The following is an 18671-nucleotide window of genomic DNA, read 5'->3' as shown; positions in this document are numbered from 1 at the left end:
CGTATGGCCATTAAATTTCAATATAACAAAACCTCGTTGCAGCAGCTTGAAAAACAACTCAAGATGCGTGTACGCACGCTGCCTATCATCAAGAACAAGGAGAGTGCGTTGCGCATGGAGGTGAAGAAGTGCAAGGCGGAAGCGGCGGAACTGGCACGCAACCTGGAGGCGCAGATTCAGGCTTACGAGGCGATGTTTGCATTATGGAGCGAATTTGACCCGACGATAGTCGGAGTCAAGGACGTGGATTTAGGCGTAAAAAAGATAGCCGGGGTGCGGGTGCCGGTGCTGAACAGTGTGGAACTGGAGGTGCGTCCGTTCAGTATGTTCAGCAGTCCCAAGTGGTATTATGACGGGATTTCTTTGTTGCGCGGCCTGGCGCGGACGGCCATAGAAAAGGAATTCGTGCAGGCCAAGCTCGACCTGTTGGAGTATTCGCGCAAGAAAACGACCCAGAAGGTGAACCTTTTCGAGAAGGTGCAGATACCCGGTTATGAGGATGCGTTACGGAAAATCAAACGTTTCATGGAGGATGAGGAAAACTTGTCCAAGTCTTCCCAGAAAATATTAAAAACCCTTCAGGAGAAGAGAAAGGAGGCCGAGGCATGATTACGAAGATGAAGAAACTTACTTTCCTTATTTATTATAAGGAGTACGAAGCTTTCTTGAAACGGATGCAGGAACTGGGGGTATTGCATGTACAGACGGCACAGGAAGGTGTGGTGGAACCTACGTCAGAATTGGAAGCCAAACTCAGGCGGACGGAGCATGTGAAAGAGTGGATAAACCGCCTGGAGGCTATGCCGGTGTCGGACAATCCATTGGCCGACAACCGTGGCGCGGCGGATATCTTGTCGCATTTGGATAGGATGGAAGAAACCCGGCATAAGGCAGAGGCGGAACTCCAACGTTTGCGGAAGGATGAGGCTGCGCTGTTGCCTTGGGGCGACTTCGACCCGGCGCGTGTCGAAGGTTTGTCGGACATCGGTTATGCCATGGGCTTCTTTGTCTGCCCCGAACGTTCGTTCAATGAAGAGTGGGCGGCATTGTATTATGCTACTGAAGTGACCCGTGAAAAGGGCAAGGTCTATTTCGTGACCCTTACGCCGGTGGGCGAGGAGGTGGTGCTCGATGCCGAACGGTTGCGCCTGCCCTGTGTCTCGTTGATGGATTTGCGGAAGCAGATACGTGAAAAAGAAGAAGGAATAGCCGCTATAGAACATGAAATGGGGAGGTTGGCGCAAGGTTATGTAGCCCGGCTTCGTGGTTATGAAGATGAATTGCGCACCTCCATAGCTTTCGACCGCGTGGTGTTGGGCACGGAACAAGTGGCCGACAACCGTTTGATGGTGTTGCAAGGATGGATTCCGGAAGACAAGGAAGCCGAAGTGAAATCTTTCCTTTCCACTCAGGAGGTCTATTATGAGATACGTGCGGCGCGCAGGGAAGACAATGCTCCGATTAAATTGAAGAACAATGCATTCGTACGGATGTACGAGGTGCTGACGAAGATGTACGGCATGCCCGACTATGCGGAGTTTGACCCCACGCCGTTGGTCGCCCCGTTCTTCACGTTGTTCTTTGCCTTCTGCATGGGCGATGCAGGTTACGGATTGGTGCTGATTGCTTTGGGATTTTTCCTGAAACACAAGCTTTCTTCCTCTTTGAAGGGTATCATGAACTTGGTGATTACGTTGGGAGCGGCCACCACCGTGTTCGGTGCCGTTTTGGGTACGTTCTTTGGGGTGAGCCTCTTCGACGTGGATGTGCCCGGGTGGATGAAGCAATTCATGATCGTGGGTAAGATAGGCGACACGAGCTATGACAAACAAATGCTGTTAGCCTTGATTATCGGCGTAGTGCACATCTGCATCGCCATGACGGTGAAGGCCATCGGTGCTACGGTACGTTACGGTTTCAAGGAGTCGCTCTCTGATTGGGGATGGCTGCTGCTTGTCGTCGGTTTCATCTGTACGGGCGGCCTTTCTTTTATGAAAGTGATCTCGGAGAATGTATCCAATACGGCTTTCCTTGTGATCGGCGGCGTGGCGGCCATCGGCATTTATTTGCTGAACAACCTCCACCGCAATGTTTTTGCCAATATCGGAGCCGGATTGTGGGACACGTATAACATGGCTACGGGGCTGATGGGCGACGTGCTTTCCTATATCCGTCTGTATGCCCTCGGGTTGGCCGGCGGTATGTTGGGCGGTGTGTTCAACCAGTTGGCCTTTATGGTACGCGACGGTGCGGGAGACGCATTGTACGGAGTTCCTGGATGGTTGGGTTGCGGGCTGATTTTAGTGTTCGGCCATACGTTGAACATCGCCATGTCTTGTCTGAGTGCTTTCGTGCACCCGCTTCGTCTGACCTTTGTGGAATATTTCAAGAACTCCGGCTACGACGGAAAAGGAGAGGCATACGAGCCTTTCAGCATAGTAAAAAACAAATAATCAATTAATCACAAATAAAATTTAGAACATTATGAATGAAATTTTAGGTTACATCGGTTTGGGCTTGATGTTTGCCTTGGCCGGTATCGGCAGTTGTTACGGTACGACTATTGCGGGAAATGCTGCCGAAGGGGCGTTGAAGAAGAATCCTTCCAAATCTTCCAGTTACATGATTTTGTCTGCCCTTCCGGCCACACAGGGGTTGTATGGTTTTGTGGCTTTCCTGATGTCCATGGGGCGTGATTTCACGACGGAGGGACCGTTGATGTTAGGCATCGGTTTGGGAGTCGGTCTGGTATGTATGATTTCCGGTATCCGTCAGGGGCAGATTTGTGCGAACGGTATCGTGGGCATTGCCCAGGGACACGACGTGCAGACCAATACGATGATTTATGCAGCCCTTCCGGAATTCTATGCCATCTTGGCTTTGGTGGCCGCATTGATGGTGTAAGGATTAAACAAGTATTTGATAAAAACAGTCAGGCCGTGCTCGTGAAGGGCGCGGCCTGATTGTTTTGGGAAGCATCGAAGATAGTGGGATGGTTCCGGAGCCATGCTTGGGGCATGATGCGTGTCTGCTTTTGGTTTGAAATGTATAAATCCTGACAGAAATGGACGGCTGAGGATGTCGGTTCTGCAATCTGCTGCAAACGAAAAATCATTCGGCTGAGAATGAAAAATCAATCTCAGGAGAATGATTTTTCGTTTGGCGCACAAATTTTATCCATTCTCAACCTGTTGGTTTCAAGTGGTTTAGAGTGTCATTCTTTCCACCATTCCTCTACCGTATGGAATCGGTTTGAATTTTGACAGTCATGGCCGGGTCAGTCTGTTCATAGCCGTAGGGCGAGAGGGCTATGCCTCCGTCTCCGATTCCCGATGTGCCGCTGTTGGTGCGTATACGCCCGTCGGCAATGGCGATGTCCCAGTCTGTGCGGGCTGCGTAGGTCTGTTGGGCGAGGGTGTCGGTCACGGCACAAGTGCCTACCACGGTATGCGTCTTGAGAGAGAAGTAAGTCCACTGCCCCTTGACATTGGGGATGACGACCGTGTGGTCTGCCGTACTTGCGCCGGTGGTAAGAGGTTGCTCGGCGGAACAGGCTGCCGCAAGAAAGGAGAAGAATATCAATCGTGCGAGTTGTTTTTTCATCGTTCTGTCTTTTTAAGTTATTCCGGTTATTCCGTCGTCCGGTAGCGCAGGGTGATGGTCTGGCTGCCGGTGTCGGGGTTGGCGAAGCGTATCTTGGCCTGCCGGCCTTCGGCTGTGCGCAGGAGGAAGGTACGGTCGGTCACGTTGCCTGCCTCGTCGGTGTAACGGAAGGCCGAGGCAGAGACGGGAGCGTCTTCTGCGGCCCGGATGCTGAAAGGATTGCTGCCGTCGCGCAGCTCCACTGGTAGGGTGCCACGGTAGGGGTATTCCACGGGCTGCGTCCCACGGTAGTCCACGATGGAGAGGGCCGTGACGCGCCCCGTGCCCTTCACCTTGCCCCTGAAACCACGCAGGATATTGAGGTAGAATGTTTCTCCGCCGCGCCCTTCTTCCGTCATGTATTCGGTCAGGTCCAGGGCTATTTCGATGTTTCCGGGCATGTATTGCCCCTGCATGGGGTAGTCTCCCCCTTGGTTGTAGAAAGCCCGGCAGGTGTGGTAGCCGATGATGCCCCGTTCGTCTACGTCGCTTTCCGTGGCCAGACCGAAAGAGAGGTCGTTGCGTGAAGAGAAGTCGAGCGCGAGGCGGAAGACTACGAGTGGGCGGTGGATGCGCATGCGGATGGCTTCCACCGTGCTGCCCAGTTGCTGTTCGGGCACGTTGGCGTCACGGAAAAAGTCGTAGGGGAGATAGAAGCGTCCGCAGTCGTGGCTATGGGTACCCCAGGAGTTGACCACGATGAAGGCTCCCGTATGCGGTGTCCCCTGTGCGTCGGTGTAGACGACCGTGTCGTCGTATCCGGCTATGGTGAGGGCGTGTGCCCCGTCTGTGGCAAGGCCTTTGAGCAAGGAGCGGTAGCCGGTGAGCGAGGGACCTTGGTAGTCGTCGTCGATCTCCCATCCGCTGCTCATGGCCGAGAAGGTGAGCACACCGCCCGCCGCGCTGCCGTCGCCGGCATCGTAGAGCCAACGTTTCATCAGGGGGATGCTGTCGGCAAACGTCAGTACCTCCTGCGTGCGGTATTGTTGGGCCTTGTAGTATTTGTCATATCCCGTGGCCCATTTGAATTGGTAGGTGCCAGAGGTGCCGTAGTCCTGTTCGGTCATGATGCCGTAACGCTCAGACAGGTAGAGGCCCTGGTCTACAAAGTCGCCCTGGTCCTGTCCGTCGTTGAGCAGGTTCCACGAAAACTGATAGCTGAAACGATGGTCGGCAGAAGCATGTGCGTCGCGGTCGAGCAGGCGGTTGACCTCGTAAGTGAACATGTAACCGATGCCGGAAGCCTGGGCGCAGGAACCGCCCTTCTGGTCCAATATGGGCGGAAAGAATTTCCGTGTGGAATTGTCCACCGCAGGCGGTAACTGTATTTCTGCCCGGCTTTGCAGGCGGAAAGGTGTGCGCGGCAGGCGCATGTCGCTTCCGATGGGGATTTGCGCCCATGCGCCTTGGGCGCATAGGTGCAAGGTTATGCATAAGAGCAGTACGGGCTTACTTTTCATGGATGCGGCGGTAAGTTTTCAGGGCTTCCTGTCGGACGGCATCGGGGAGCGATGCGTCTTCGCTCATTTTCAAGGCTGTCGCCGCGATGTCGGTGGCATGGCAGGAAACGGTGTGCCATCCTAAGGCTTCGAGCAGCAGGATTTGAGTGTCCCCGTCTCCGCAGGCCTGCAGGTAAGCCAACAACTCCGGAACTTTGTGGTGCGGCAAGGTGTTGCGCAGGGCGCGGATGGTGAAGGTCCGTTCTTTTTTTGAGGCTTCGCCTTTCATCGCCTTGTCGATGTCGGTGGTCAGCCGGTCGGCACTGTGGGCTATGGTATTTCTGATTTTACCGCGCAGGTTTTGTTTGTCGAGGTATTGTACGGATGGCGCATCGAACTGCCGGTCGAATTCGGCGAGTAGGTCTTCTTTGGGGAAGCAGGCGAGAGCCGTCATGACATTAAAGTTGCAACGGTCGCTGGTGTTATTGGCGATAGACAGCCGGATGAGGGCCGGAATAAGGCGTCGGTCGCCGTTTTTGGCGATGAAGCGTATCGCTTGGCGCTGTACCAGTTCGTAGGCATCCTGCGAGGCTTCCGTCACGGCTGTGATGAAATGGTCGTCGGGGGTGGCAGAGAGGGCCATCAGCGCTTCTAAGCGGACTACGCCGTAAGGGGATTCACGATAGATGCGGAGCAGGTCGGCTGACGAGAGCGCACCGGCTCTTCTCAACTGTTCGATGGCCAATGACTGCACGTCCGGCAAAGGGCTTTTCAACAGCCTTTTCCAAGAAGAAGCCTTATTTTGCAACAGCAGGCCGTCCACATCCACACTTCCGGGCACGGGGGCAAAGCGGAATGTGGGATCACCGATGACATGGGACTCCAGGAGATTGGAAAAGCGTACAACGTCTCCTACGCAACCGCCTTGGGCTGTCAGTCCGATGAAACGGTCGTACCATTTGTCTTGCAAGGCATTGACCGTATTGGCTATGACAGCCACCGTAGAGCCCGGCTGGAAGATGTATTCGTTCGCTATGCAGTCATCCTGGTGGAAGGAGCCGCAGAAACAGGCATCAATCATTACGACGGGTACATTGGGGCGGTAGCCGAATATCTTGAAATCCTCCAGATGCAGGTCTTCGTTAGCTACGAGGGTAGAGTCGGCGATGCGCAGGCTGTCGGCTAGCGGGTTGTCGCCGAGCCAGGTGGACGGCAGGTCGAAACGTTTCTCCAGTACCACGCGCAAGGAGTCGTAATTACGTCCTCTTTCGCGGGCCTCCTCCACGTGCATCCTCACGTTGCGGATGATAAACTCCTTAGCCTCGCGCACCGTGCGGATGGGAGCCGTACCGTTCAGGTATTCCGTGTCGAAATATCCGTGGTGGTGCAAGATGGCCAAGTCCAGGTCGGTACGCATCATTTCGTTCATCAGATGTTCTTTTACCGGATTGTGGTCGGTGTGGTCCATATAGCTGATGCGGTTGGTGCGTCCGGCCAGTGAGGGGAAATGTTCGAAATAAGCCGCTTTCTCGTCCATGCGGGCGGTTTTGGATTCGGAGATATACCCGTGGCCGCTGAAGAAGAACAGTTGTCCGAGTGCCCGTTGTCTTTCTTTCTCCCTTACAGCCTTGGCCAGATATTCCCTGAGCTTCTGGTAGCGGGAGCTTTCGGGCGTGTCGGTAGGCCGGATACGTCCGCTGTACAAGTCCGGATAGACTTTCTGGCTGCTTTGGGGAGTGAGGGAATAATAAAAATAGGGTTTCTCCTCATCCTTCCCCTGAAACTTGAATTGCAGGCCGAAGTCGTCGTAGAACCGGTCTGAAGGGACAGACGACTCGCGGCGGTCACTTTTTTGGTTCATCTTGAAGGCACTGGTCAGGTGCTGTGCGTCGCGAACCATGACGATGGGGATGTCGCCCACGAAAACAGTCCCTACGATAGGATCGGATTTCTGTTCGTGCAAATGTTTCAGGGTGGCACGGATGGAGTCGGGCACCTGCCACCGGTCGATGACCGTGTACACTTTAAGGCCATGCAGGCGTTCTATGGCGCGGGCATAAGCGTCCACTTCAGGCCGTGCTTCCTGATAACTTACCGAGTCTATGACGATGGCAAATCCGTTACGTGCCGCAGTTTGAACCGTAAAAGCCAGGCAAGTAAGGACGGATAATAATAATTTTTTCATGATGTTCCTTGTTCTATGAGGGTTATTTTAATCGTTTGTAGGTTTTCAGAGCTTCTTGGCGCACTTGTTCCGAGTGGGAATGGTCTTTCATGAGTTTTTCCACTACGGGGAGTACCTGCGCCGAAGTATAGGCCTGGCGGTGCCATCCCAAAGCCTCGAGCAAAGGCAACAGCAGTTCGTCGTCTTTTAGCGTAGCGGCATAACCGGCTACTTGGGGCAAGAGGTAAGGCGGGCAATAGATTCGCATGAAGTTGATTTGTGTCAAAGCACGTTTGTGCGACATTTCTCCTTTACACAGCTTTTCAATCTCTTCGTCCCATCTTCCGGCATAGTTTTCGGCGTTTTTCAATACGCCTTTGGCATAGGTTTCGGGTTGGACCACGTAGGGAGCCACTTGCCGGAGTCTGTCCTCTACAGCGGGGAGCAGATTCTGTCGGGAAAAGAACTGTGCGCCTTGTAGGGCATTGAATGCCACTCGCGCCGATGTATTTACGTCGCAGAGTTTCCCGGCCAACGTATTTGCCAGACGAGGATCACCGTTTTTGATAAGCGCATTGACTGCAAAACGCTGCAGCAATTCGAAATTGTCGTCTGCTGCGTTTTCAATGGCAGAGACAAAGTCGTCGGAATGCTGTTGTTGGAGGAGCAAGAACGCTTCCAGGCGGACACTTTCGTAGGGTGACGTTTTCAGATATTCCAACAGGTGTTGGTCGGAGGGTTCCTTGCTTTCTTGCAACTGGTGCAAGGCCAATGCCTGTATATCCGGATGGGGACTGTGGCGGAGCAACCTTTTCCAATCTTTCGGCTTGCCGGAACTGATGAGGTCATTAAGAGAGTGATCTTGTTCCGGAAGGAATGCAAAAGTGGGGTCGCCTACCACGTGCATTTCCAAATCGGGATTGAGTTGGTTCAGGAATCCGATCATAACACCCTGTTCCAACAGGCCGGCAAAGCGGTCCGGCCACTTGTCCTGAAGTACGTTGACAGAGCCTCCCAGTCCGCAGATTGTCTTTCCCGGTTGGAATATGTATTCGTTGGCAATGCAGCTCTCACGATGCCAGGAACCGTTGTAACAGGCGTCCCAGAAGGCTACTCTGCAATTCGGCCGGAAAGCGTAGCGGGCGAAATCAGACAACACAATGTGGGTCATGGCGCTTTCCAAAGAGTCGTCCTTTGCCAAAGTGCTGTCATCCAACTCTGCCATCCAAGCGTCGGGTAACTGGTCCCGGCTTTGTAAGTTTCGTCTGATACTGTCCGTATCATATCCGAAATGCCGGGCACGGCTCAGGGAGGCGCGGTAACAATGCAGCAAGTACTCGCGTGCTTCTTCCGCAGTTGAGGGTTGGGGCCAAGCACTGAGGTACTGTGTGTCGTAATCGCCATGATGGTGCATGAAAGCCACGCTCAGGTCCGGCGACATGAGCGCGTTCATCAATTTTTGTTTGATGAGTTTTTCGTCGGAATAGTCCATGTAGCGGTAGGCATTGGGACGGTGTGCGAGCGAAGGGAAGTGGGCATGCATGGAAGCCATTTCGTCGATATGGGCCGTTTTGGATTCTGACAGGCTGCCGCTGCCTGTATAGACAAAGACGGACATCATACGTTCGGGATGCAATTTTGCTTCCGTTGCTTTCTGCAAGTAAGCTTTGAGCTTGGTGTAACGTGAACCGGGTATATCGCCGTCGGTGGGACGGATGCGTCCGGAAAACAAATCGGGGTGTACTTGCTGACTTCCCCGTGCCGATAATGAATAGTAATAATATGGGGCTATACTGTCGCGTTTCAGAAAGTCGAATTGCAACGAGAAGTCGTCATAATAACGGTCTGACGGGACAGAGGATTCTTGCCAAGGCATTTTCTGGCTCATCTTGAACGCACTGCAAAGATGCTGTGCGTCGCGAATCATAGGAATGGGGATGTCACCGATAAAAACGGTGCCTATGATGGCTTCGTGAGGCCGGGCGTGCAGACCTTTGAGAGTAGCACGGATAGAATCCGGTATTCCCCACCGGTCGATTACGGTATAGACTTTGAAATGTTGTTTGGATTCCAATGCCCGGATGTATTCAGCCAGTTCGTGTTGAGCCTGTTGGTAGCTGATGGAGTCGATGACGACGGCAAAGCCTTTTCGTTCGGCGTGCAGTGTAGGGCAAAAGAATAGCACGCACCACAGGCTGATAATAGAGTAGATGTTTCTTTTTCTCATAAAACTAATCCTTAAAATTGCAAATATACTCCTGCGGTAGAAAGCGAACGGTTCGTACCGTCGAAAGTATCATCATATTCGTTCTTGTCCCTATAGAACTTGAAATCCGTGGATATATAAATGCCTAAAGTTATTTTCTTAGGAAGGGGGATGGCTACTTGTGCCAAAGCCCCTATCAAGGCGTGTCCGGAAGTGGCATACTCGAATTGTGGACGGGTGTATACGGCAGAAATGTCTTCATCGGCCGTTCTGGTGTTTCCATTTCCGTAAGTGCGGTTCAACGGTATACGGTAACCGCCATGGACAGACAAGTCCAAACCTGCAGATTTGATTTTCAGGAACTTGCCTGCAGAAAGTTGTGTGGTTAGTAAGGTGGATGTTTGTTTGGCTTTTCCGGTGGACAACTGGTGATTATAGGCAGATGACGTGAATGCGGCCAAAGCGTCTACGAAGAAATCCTGCTTGTCGTCTTTCAATCGTTCGAAGCGATATTCCAGTCCGGCGGTCATTCGCTGGTCATCCTGAATTTTATATTTGCTGAGCGTCTCGTAATATACCAGGTTCCCGTGTTCGGTGTCTGTCATCATTTTCTGGTCCCGCCATATACCTTTTCCGGAATGGTAGGAAGCCGTCAATACCAGATGGTGATGTGTCAGACGGTGAGGGGAGAGGAGGAAACGGTTCTGTAGCATCCATTCATCCGAAGTGTAGTCTCCTCCGTAAAATTTATAGGAAGAACCTCCGTCTGTAGCTTCTTCCGAAACATGCGTATAACGGACTTCCGTGAAATTCCCGTATTTTTTGTGTTCCGGTTCCCATACAAGTTGCAAGGCACCGGTATAATTCAGTCCCTTATAGGCACGTTGGTAGCCTGATACGTCACCCGACGAGATACGGTAATAGTCCCCCATACCTTTCATCAGGAAAAAACGGTGGCTGTTGAGTGTGTTGACCAACGTATAGGCGATGTCCGAATTATAAAAGGAAATGCCGGCCGTAGCACCTAGTGCCCATTGGGAGTTCAACCGGTGTTCCGCTCCTACGTAAATAGGCAGGACGGTGGTATTGGTTTTGGGGCGAGGGTCTGTCTGGTCGGACAGGCTTCCTAATGTCAATCCGATAGAGATTCCCCCTTTCCAGGATTCATTCCATGCATAAGAGGCCGTCATGCCCATTTCAAAAGATTCCGTGGTAGCGTCGCTTGCCACTGAATCGCAAAGCACAAATGGGTTATCGGGGTTGAGGAAAAGGGTGGAGTTCCACTTCTTGTCTTTCTCTTGTAAATTACGGTAACTGATGAAGCCCGACACGTCTACCTTGCCCAGGTTTTTAATTCCACCCATATAAAACTTGAGATTATCCGACTGTCTGCCTTCATCCACCGCCCGGTAACTTCCACGTCCAATCGTATAGTCCAGTTTGGCCACACCCTTGTTTTTGTAGGAATTAGAAGAGATGCGCGAGGGGTTCAGGCTAGTATACCGGATATTGTCCGACACATTAGCCGAACTTTCATTCCATTCGCTTCGGTACTCTTCTAAAGATTGCGCGTGCATCGGGACGAGAGGACCCAAACTCAACGACAGTAACAGGAAGTAACGTTTCATTTTCTTTTCGGATTAAAACAGGGATGGGATTTGCTCCCGTCCCTGTCAGTTTTCATAATTATTCATCAACACTTGTAGGAGTTTCTCCCGGAGTCAACGGTTGGTCGCGCAAGAAATCGGCGGCAGAATCGTTGGTATCTTTGTAGACGGGTCGCCCGTTCTTCATTTCGACGACCTTGCGGCGGATACATTTGGCCGAATACATAGGGTTGCCTTTCACGCCGGTAGCATCATCTTGCGGCAAGAATGTGGGGTAATGGGTTTCGCTGTCCGCATCGTAGATGTCTACTGCGTCGAGCACATATTTGCTGGGGATGACCAGATAGGTCATAGTAGTGGATGAGGTTCCCGGTTCGTACATCACGCTCGACTCCAATGCCGCGTAAGCCTCCGGTGTCATGCCTTCCGGCAATTTTGCCAACACATAGGAACGTCCTGAGGTTCCCAGTCCGAAAGCAAACATGTATTTGTTGTTGTAGAAGATGGTTTTCAAGTTGGGAGCTGCATAGTCCACATCGTTGGCGTTGTAGTCCAAATAGATTTCCCAATCGGCGTTGCTCAGGTCCGGGCAGTTGGCGTAGTCTGCCGCTTGCGACGCATCTTCGCCGTATGCCAGTTTGTGGTTTGTGGCATCGTTGGCAATCAGGACACTCTCACCCGGTTGGAGGGGATAGTCGTGCCCGTTTCCGGGGAATGCCACCACGGAACCCTGTCCGCAGGCGTAAAGGTCTTCGTAGCCATTGGCTTGCCATGCATTTGCCGTTTGTTGGTTCCCGGCAGGTGCAGTCAGGATCAGGTTGTCCAAGTATTGCACTTCGTCCGAGTTGTTGACAATCTCAAAATAGCTCTCGTGCATGTAATACTGTTTGCTTCCTGCGTTGTGGATGGTTTTGAATATCAGGGTCGATTGCATGATTTTTTGTAGGTTGACCGTAACCGGAGTATGGGCATAAAGGTCCACTGACGTGCTGCCGCTGAGGGAAGCCTTGGCTTCATCGGCCACCTTGCCGGTGACCGTCACTTTGTACTGTCCCTGCGGAAGTTCTATCTCTTTCGGGTTAGCGTCCAAGGACAACGTGTCGTTTTTAGTAGTCGAACCCAAAATGAGCTTAAGCTCTTCCACGTTAGACGCTTCCACGTCCGATGGAAGGGAATAGCTGACCGTCAGTTTGTAACTCTTCATACCCTCGTCGTTATCTTCGCTACAAGACACGAAGGAGAGGCCGCATACGGCCATCATGGCTATGACACCACTTTTAAGAAACTTCTTTCTCATGTTTTCTGTTTGTTAAATGTTTATATATAGGTGTGCTCTCAAAGTTTCAGCTTCAGTTCCGCTCCGAAGTACATGTCCGGGTATAGTTGCGTTTTGGCCAAGCTGTGCGGGTTGGTGTGCCACTTCTTAGTATTGGTGAAGTTGTTGGCGATGACGGACAGTTCGGCCACACGGCCTATTTCTTTGGTAAAACGGAAGCTCAGCAATGCCCATGGCTTGATGACATCCTTTTCGTACAAGTAAGGTTGTGTGCGGTACATGATGCGCGACTTGTCCGCGTCGTCGGCATCGGCCGGGCTCCATGCCGTGTAACGGCCCTGCTTGTCGTAGTATCCCACGGGGTCGACTACCAGGTAATCCTTGTCTTCGTAAGACTTGAGATAGTAGCGGCTGTTTCCGTTCTCGTTTTCGTAGATGGTTTGGGTGCTTTCGTACCATACGACCTGTACCGATGTGGTGAATACCATTTTGATGGCCGGGATGTGGGTGATGAGCCGGAACGTGGAATTGAACCGGTCTCGCAGGTTCCCTCCGCCCGAAGGGAGCACGCCTACGTAGTCGAACGAAGAATTGATATAGTTCAGGGGCATGTTCTCATTTTTGCGCTTGATATGGAACCATGCCCCGCTGATGTTCAGCGAGGTGTGCAAGGGCTTGATTTCACCGAAGTCCAACCCGTACTCGATGCCATGCTTGTGCGTGGTCGTACCGTTGGCTGCCCGGCTCCAGGTATACATCTCGGTGGTCTTCGTCCGCAGGGCTGTATGCTCCGTCCCATCCACGCGGTAAGTCACGTCGCCGCTTGCGGCATCGAATACGGGGTCGGTTGCCGTGGCCGGCACGGTGTACTTGTCATAGTTTTGCCAGATGAGTTGTGACGTAAAGCCCAGTTCGTGCCGGTGGGATTCATGGAAGAATGTGGCAAAACCCTTTATCCTGTTGATGCGGAAAGACAGGCCCGCTTCCCATTTCGTGGAGCGTGCCGGACGCAGGTCGGGGTTAGCCGTATTCTTTACTACGTCCGTCGTGATCAATCCCAAACGGTCCTTTGTTTCCGTCCCGTATTTAGACAGGCTGGCATTGTCGAAATAGGCATAGTCGGGATAGAGGTACATCAGTGTGGGCATCTTGTTGGAGATGCCGAAACCTCCGGTCAGGGCCAGCAAGTCGAAAACAGGATTGTTCCGGCTGTCCAACAGGTTTAGCGTGGCGTTGACACGAGGCTCGGCTACGAGGAAGTGGCTGATACCTCCGCTTTGTTTCCGGTCTACAAACATGTTGCTGACGCGTACTCCGGCTTCCAGCATAAGCCCCATGGAACCCAACCCCTTACGCAGACGGCTGCTGGCAAAACCCGACAAGGTGCTTTGGGCAGGTATGTCCTTGTAGCTCCGTGGACGGAGAGTCTGTGCCCCTTGAGCCTGCGGCGGGTTATTTTCGTCGTAAGTGAATCCTTCACCCCGGTTGGCATCGTAAGTGTATTCTGCGCCGAGTTTCAGGTTGGCATAGTCGTTTTCCGAGATTTGCAAGTATTTGTTTGCCACAGCTTGGGCATACAGGTTGACGGGGATGCCCTCGATGCGGTAAGCCGATGTGTAGCCCACATTACGTATCTGAGCTACGTGTACACCCGGTTCGCGGGCTGTCGTGACCAGTCCGTCGGGATTGTTCACCCAATTGTCGTGGCTGTCTACCGTGCGTGACATTTGAGCTGAGAGATTATAGTCCAGCGAAGAGAGAAAGCCTCCGGCAGGCTTGTAACGCCCACTCACGGAAAGCCGTCCGCCCACGTTGGTGTTTTTGTAATGTATTTGTTGTTCCTCGAACTGGGGATCGTCTTTACGGTTGTTCACGTTAGAGTAAAAGGCTCCTTTTACGTTAAGGGAAAGCGGCCCGAATTGGGCGGAGTATCCGGCTGAGGCCGTGATGCGGTCGTATCCCATGTAGTGCTTGCGCGTATCGGCCCACGACTGCGACCAGTCTACGCTGAAGTTTGCAGCTCCGCCCCTTTTGAGGTTGAATCCCTTGCCGGCGAAGACTTGTTTGGAGTTTGGGTCCGTTTGGAACTTGGCTTCCCAAGGCGTGTGTCCCGCTTTGGTTTTGACTACCACTACGCCCGACGTCAGATTACCGTATTCCACAGAGGGGATACCGCGTATCACCTCCATCGATTCTATATTTCCGGCACTGACGGTGCGTAGGTCTACGCCTCTTCCGGCTGTCGTCTGTTCGCTCATCCCGTCGCTTTGCATGCCGGAATTGGCGCCGAATTTGCTGGGCGATACCACTTGCAGGTTCGATTCGTTGCTTAAAGGGGTGCCGTCTACTACCACCAAGGTGCCTAAGGCATTGTTGTCGTCATCTTCTATTTCGCGTATGTGTGCCTGCCCCAGATTGTTCAAATTCGGATTTTCAATCAGGTTGCCCGGTACGAGCTGCAACAAATCGTTCAGGCTTTTGGGTTGTACGTGGCGTATGGCGTCCTCTCCGATAAGCGATTTAGAGCCCATTTGTTCTTGCCGTGCCGTCACTGTTACATTCTTAAGGTTGAGGCTCAGCTCTTTGAGCGTGACATCCAGTCTTGTTTTTGAGGATTGGATATGCACCGTGCCCGTCACCGTTTCATAACCTACAAAGGAAACACGGTACTGGTAGGTACCTTCTTTCAGTCGGGTCAGCTTATAGTGTCCGTTCCGGTCGGTATGGGAACCTATGACGTTGTTCAGGCTTACCGTAGCTAACTCTATAGGTTTTCCCTTTATGTCGCGCACGGTTCCTTCCAATATATTTGAAGCATTTTGAGCAAAAGACGGGAGAGAGAAGAAAAAGAGTAGGATGATGCCGAGAATGGGATTTTTTCCTTGTAACATGACGTTTAATTTTTGAGGTTACAAAATTATCCCATTCGAGAATGTTCGTCAATACTTAAATATCGGTATATTTTGTTGTGTATCGGGTGTATTGTTCGGATATAAGTCATTCCGTTACGCAGGAATAACTTATAATAAGTATATTTACTAAATATCTTTAAACGGGAATCCGTCAAGGCCGAAGGAAATCTTCAGCCAAAGACACGGCATGTCGGAAAGCCGTATCCTGTCCCGGTACGGTGATGAACAGATGGACGGTGCCTGGCAATACTTCACGGTGCGCTGTCACGCCGAGGCGTTTCACGTGGTCGGTGAATTCTTTCCCTTGGTCGCATAAGATGTCGCGTTCGGCAGCCACGAGAAGCAGTCGGGGCAGACGTGAGAGCAGGCTGTCCGGGCAAAGGGAGGGAGATATGAAAGGATGTTTGGCTTGACCGCGTGTGTAGGCTTGATTGAAGGCCTCCATCAACGAACCGTCTAATGCTGCTCCCTTTTGATAAGTTTTCCAAGAAGGCGATGCGTCGTTCCAAGCAGATACCACTGGGTAGAAAAGCAGGAGAGAGCGAAGAGGCGGCATCCCGTTTTGCAGGTTATGCAGACAGACGGACAAAGCTAAGTTGCCTCCCGAACTGTCTCCTCCGACGGAAATGAGTTCCGGTGAGCTGCCCCATTCCAAAGCTTTTTTGCGAGCCAATTTTACGGCACGTATACAGTCCTCCAGTCCGTCCGGAAACGGATGTTCGGGAGCCAGACGATAGTCTACTGCCAACACGATTACATTGCCCGTGGCGGCTAATGTCTGGCAAAACCGGGCGCAACTGTTAATGCTTCCGAATGTCCATCCTCCTCCATGCAGGTAAATGAGGAGAGGCAGAGGACTTTGATTCTTTTTTACGGGAGTGTACAGACGCAGAGCCGGAGTGATATAGATGGCATTTACGTCGGTTGGTAAAGGTGTAGGAATATTACGTGATGCCCGGATGCGAGTGAGGGGTACGGTGTCGCCTTGTATGGCTTGCAGTATGGCTTGGGTCTGTTGTTCCTGTAACCCGTCGGGCATGGCTGACAAGAACCGGTCGGCTTCGCGACGGAACGCATCACGGTCTTTTTCTATGGAGCTTTGGCCGTAAACAGTAGGTAAAGTACCTAACAGACTAAAGCATATCAGAAGTATAGTTCTCATTTTTTGTTTTGAACGACTTGTTACTATTTATCGTATAAAATAAAAATCGCAACCATTCCTTTGCCGGATGATTGCGATTTTTTTCGTACTCGAAGCGGGACTTGAACCCGCACAGCCGTAATGGCCAAGGGATTTTAAGTCCCTCGTGTCTACCGATTCCACCATTCGAGCAACCTTGGAGCGGAAAACGAGACTCGAACTCGCGACCCCGACCTTGGCAAGGTCGTGCTCTACCAACTGAGCTATTTCCGCAGGGGACTTGTGTATTACGGCTGCAAAGATAGCGTATTTCGGGGTTTACACCAAATTTTTCTTTTATTTTTTATCGGTTGTTGATGACCATCGTGTTACCGGAATACGTGATGCGATAACGGAACAGGCTTACCCCTTCTTCACCGATACTGATTTGTCCCTGATTGTTCAGGTTGTAAGTCCGACCGCAGGATACGCATGCGGCATAGCCGCCTTCTTTCAGTTGCAGGGCGCGGGATATATTGTAGGCAGAATAACAGTTGGGGCAGGCCAAATCGTAGCAGACGGGCAGGGAAGTCGTGCTACCCAGTTCGGGGATGTTGGGCAGGCCGACAATAAAACCGGCGATACCCATTTGAATGGAAGAGTTACCGGCAATGGCAGTGGCATTGACCGGAGTGGTGTGTCCGCTTTCGTCTGTGAACAGGAAACGGTCGCGGTCGCGGCGGATGGTCGTATAAACTCCCAAACTGTTCAAGGCCGCGTTGAGTTGCGGTACAGTATTGACGTTTTTGTACACGAAATAGGCCGGATAGTTGGAGTAGGTGTTTTGTACGTCCTCCTTGCAGGCCGTGAGGCATAGCAATGCCGTGAAGATAAAAAAACTCCGTATTCTTTTCATATCAAAGAAACGGAGTTTTTTGCCTTTTATTGTGGTGTTTCTTATCTTCCGAGCAGACGGTTTTCCGCTTCACGGGTGCGGGCGAAGTTAAAACCGCTCCACACTTGTTCCATCAGCTCATGTATCTTGTCGTTGCATAAGTTGCCGATACTTCCTTCGTGGGTATGGTGCACGCGTTTGTCGGGGGTAAATTTTCCGGCTTCGATGTCCAGTCCCACTTTCTTGTAAGCATCGCGGAACGGCATGCCGCCCGTGGCCAACCGGTTCACTTCTTCCACGCTGAACATGTTGTCGTATTTCGGGTCGTCAAGGATATGCTCGTTCACTTGTATCTTATTAATAATGTAGGCCGCCATGCGCAGGCAGTCCTTCAGTTCTTCGAAAGCGGGCAGGAAGACTTCCTTGATGATTTGCAGGTCGCGGAAGTAGCCGCACGGCAGATTGTTCATAATGAGTATAATCTGTTGGGGCAGTGCCTGGATTTTATTGCATTTGGCACGCGTCAGTTCGAATACGTCCGGGTTCTTCTTGTGCGGCATGATGCTCGACCCCGTGGTGCAGTTGTCCGGCAGCTTGACGAAACCGAAGTTTTGTGAGTTGAACAGGCAGGCATCGAAAGCCAGTTTGCTCAGCGTCCCGGCGATGCCCGCAAGGGCGAAGGCCACGTTGCGTTCCATCTTTCCGCGTCCCATCTGGGCGTAGACCACGTTGTAGTTCATCGAATCGAATCCGAGGAGTTCGGTGGTCAGCGTACGGTTGAGGGGGAATGATGAACCGTAACCGGCGGCAGAACCGAGCGGGTTGCGGTTGGTCATCTTGTAGGCGGCCTGAAGGAAAAGCAGGTCGTCCACCAGACTTTCCGCGTAGGCCCCGAACCATAGTCCGAAACTGGAAGGCATGGCCACCTGAAGGTGGGTGTATCCCGGCATGAGCACCCCTTTGTAGCGTTCGCTTTGGGCTTGCAGTTCTTCGAACAGCACTCTGACTTCTTCTGCGATGTCCTGAAGTTGCGCGCGGGTGAACAGTTTCAGGTCCACCAAGACCTGGTCGTTGCGCGACCGGCCGCTATGAATCTTTTTCCCCACGTCGCCCAGTTTACGGGTGAGGAGCAGTTCCACTTGCGAGTGCACGTCTTCCACGCCTTCTTCGATGATGAAGCGTCCGGCTTCGATGTCGGCATGGATGCGGCGCAGTTCTTCCAACAGCACCGGCTGCTCGTCCTTGCCGAGCAGTCCGATGGATTCCAGCATGGTGATGTGCGCCATGGAACCCAATACGTCGTACCGGGCCAGATACAAATCAAGTTCACGGTCGCGGCCGACCGTGAACTTTTCTATTTCTTGATTGACTTCCGTATTTTTTTCCCAAAGTTTGCTTGCCATATTGTCT

General features: G+C 52.2%; 13 protein-coding genes and 2 tRNA genes. 3 read left to right on the top strand and 12 right to left on the bottom strand.

The genetic code is table 11. The features are described 5' to 3' along the window. Window positions 1-3: 3 nt before the first annotated feature. Genes AC5RDV_RS02505 through AC5RDV_RS02495 form a run of 3 tightly spaced genes read left to right on the top strand, consistent with a single transcriptional unit; the run spans window position 4 to window position 2904 of the window. The gene (locus tag AC5RDV_RS02505) at window positions 4-609 is read left to right on the top strand and encodes a V-type ATP synthase subunit D (RefSeq protein ID WP_008626413.1); all 606 of its coding nucleotides are present in this window, start codon (window positions 4-6) and stop codon (window positions 607-609) included. Next, the gene (locus AC5RDV_RS02500) at window positions 606-2453 is read left to right on the top strand and encodes a V-type ATP synthase subunit I (protein ID WP_282747093.1); all 1848 of its coding nucleotides are present in this window, start codon (window positions 606-608) and stop codon (window positions 2451-2453) included. Before AC5RDV_RS02505 ends, AC5RDV_RS02500 begins: the two co-directional genes overlap by 4 nt. A 31-nt stretch (window positions 2454-2484) precedes the next feature. After that, window positions 2485-2904 (top strand): ATPase, encoded by a 420-nt coding sequence (locus AC5RDV_RS02495; protein ID WP_008618333.1) that lies wholly within the window; start codon window positions 2485-2487, stop codon window positions 2902-2904. A gap of 330 nt (window positions 2905-3234) precedes the next feature. Here AC5RDV_RS02495 and AC5RDV_RS02490 read toward each other — a convergent pair whose 3' ends face one another. The 12 genes from AC5RDV_RS02490 to argH form a co-directional block, all read right to left on the bottom strand. Further along, window positions 3235-3603, bottom strand: a complete 369-nt coding sequence (locus tag AC5RDV_RS02490) for an HmuY family protein (protein ID WP_282747097.1) — start codon at window positions 3601-3603, stop codon at window positions 3235-3237. Window positions 3604-3629: 26 nt separating this feature from the next. Further along, window positions 3630-5102, bottom strand: a complete 1473-nt coding sequence (locus AC5RDV_RS02485) for a C1 family peptidase (RefSeq protein ID WP_282747098.1) — start codon at window positions 5100-5102, stop codon at window positions 3630-3632. Next, window positions 5092-7266 (bottom strand): HEAT repeat domain-containing protein, encoded by a 2175-nt coding sequence (locus tag AC5RDV_RS02480; protein WP_282747099.1) that lies wholly within the window; start codon window positions 7264-7266, stop codon window positions 5092-5094. Before AC5RDV_RS02480 ends, AC5RDV_RS02485 begins: the two co-directional genes overlap by 11 nt. Window positions 7267-7288: 22 nt before the next feature. Next, window positions 7289-9472 carry a HEAT repeat domain-containing protein gene (locus AC5RDV_RS02475; protein ID WP_282747101.1) on the bottom strand — a complete coding sequence of 728 codons (2184 nt, stop codon included), beginning with the start codon at window positions 9470-9472 and terminating at the stop codon, window positions 7289-7291. 11 nt (window positions 9473-9483) lie between these two features. After that, window positions 9484-11079 carry a DUF6850 family outer membrane beta-barrel protein gene (locus tag AC5RDV_RS02470; protein ID WP_282747102.1) on the bottom strand — a complete coding sequence of 532 codons (1596 nt, stop codon included), beginning with the start codon at window positions 11077-11079 and terminating at the stop codon, window positions 9484-9486. Between the two features lie 58 nt (window positions 11080-11137). Then, entirely contained in the window at window positions 11138-12355 is a 1218-nt protein-coding gene (locus AC5RDV_RS02465) for a DUF4876 domain-containing protein (RefSeq protein WP_008626401.1), read from the bottom strand. A gap of 38 nt (window positions 12356-12393) precedes the next feature. Next, the gene (locus AC5RDV_RS02460) at window positions 12394-15225 is read right to left on the bottom strand and encodes a TonB-dependent receptor (RefSeq protein ID WP_282747103.1); all 2832 of its coding nucleotides are present in this window, start codon (window positions 15223-15225) and stop codon (window positions 12394-12396) included. 172 nt (window positions 15226-15397) lie between these two features. Continuing rightward, window positions 15398-16408 carry an alpha/beta hydrolase gene (locus AC5RDV_RS02455; RefSeq protein ID WP_008618354.1) on the bottom strand — a complete coding sequence of 337 codons (1011 nt, stop codon included), beginning with the start codon at window positions 16406-16408 and terminating at the stop codon, window positions 15398-15400. A gap of 86 nt (window positions 16409-16494) precedes the next feature. Beyond that, window positions 16495-16579, bottom strand: a tRNA-Leu gene (locus AC5RDV_RS02450). Between the two features lie 5 nt (window positions 16580-16584). Next, a tRNA-Gly gene (locus AC5RDV_RS02445) sits at window positions 16585-16660 on the bottom strand. A gap of 70 nt (window positions 16661-16730) precedes the next feature. Next, complete coding sequence (locus tag AC5RDV_RS02440; protein WP_021980744.1) at window positions 16731-17282, bottom strand: hypothetical protein; 552 nt, start codon at window positions 17280-17282, stop codon at window positions 16731-16733. 41 nt (window positions 17283-17323) lie between these two features. Further along, window positions 17324-18664, bottom strand: coding sequence for an argininosuccinate lyase (gene argH, locus AC5RDV_RS02435; protein ID WP_021980743.1), 1341 nt, complete (start codon window positions 18662-18664; stop codon window positions 17324-17326). Between the last annotated feature and the right edge of the window lie 7 nt (window positions 18665-18671).

Source organism: Paraprevotella sp. (genome assembly GCF_986071375.1).
Note: the sequence above shows the minus strand (reverse complement) of the source record. Positions and strands in the feature narration are given on the sequence as shown.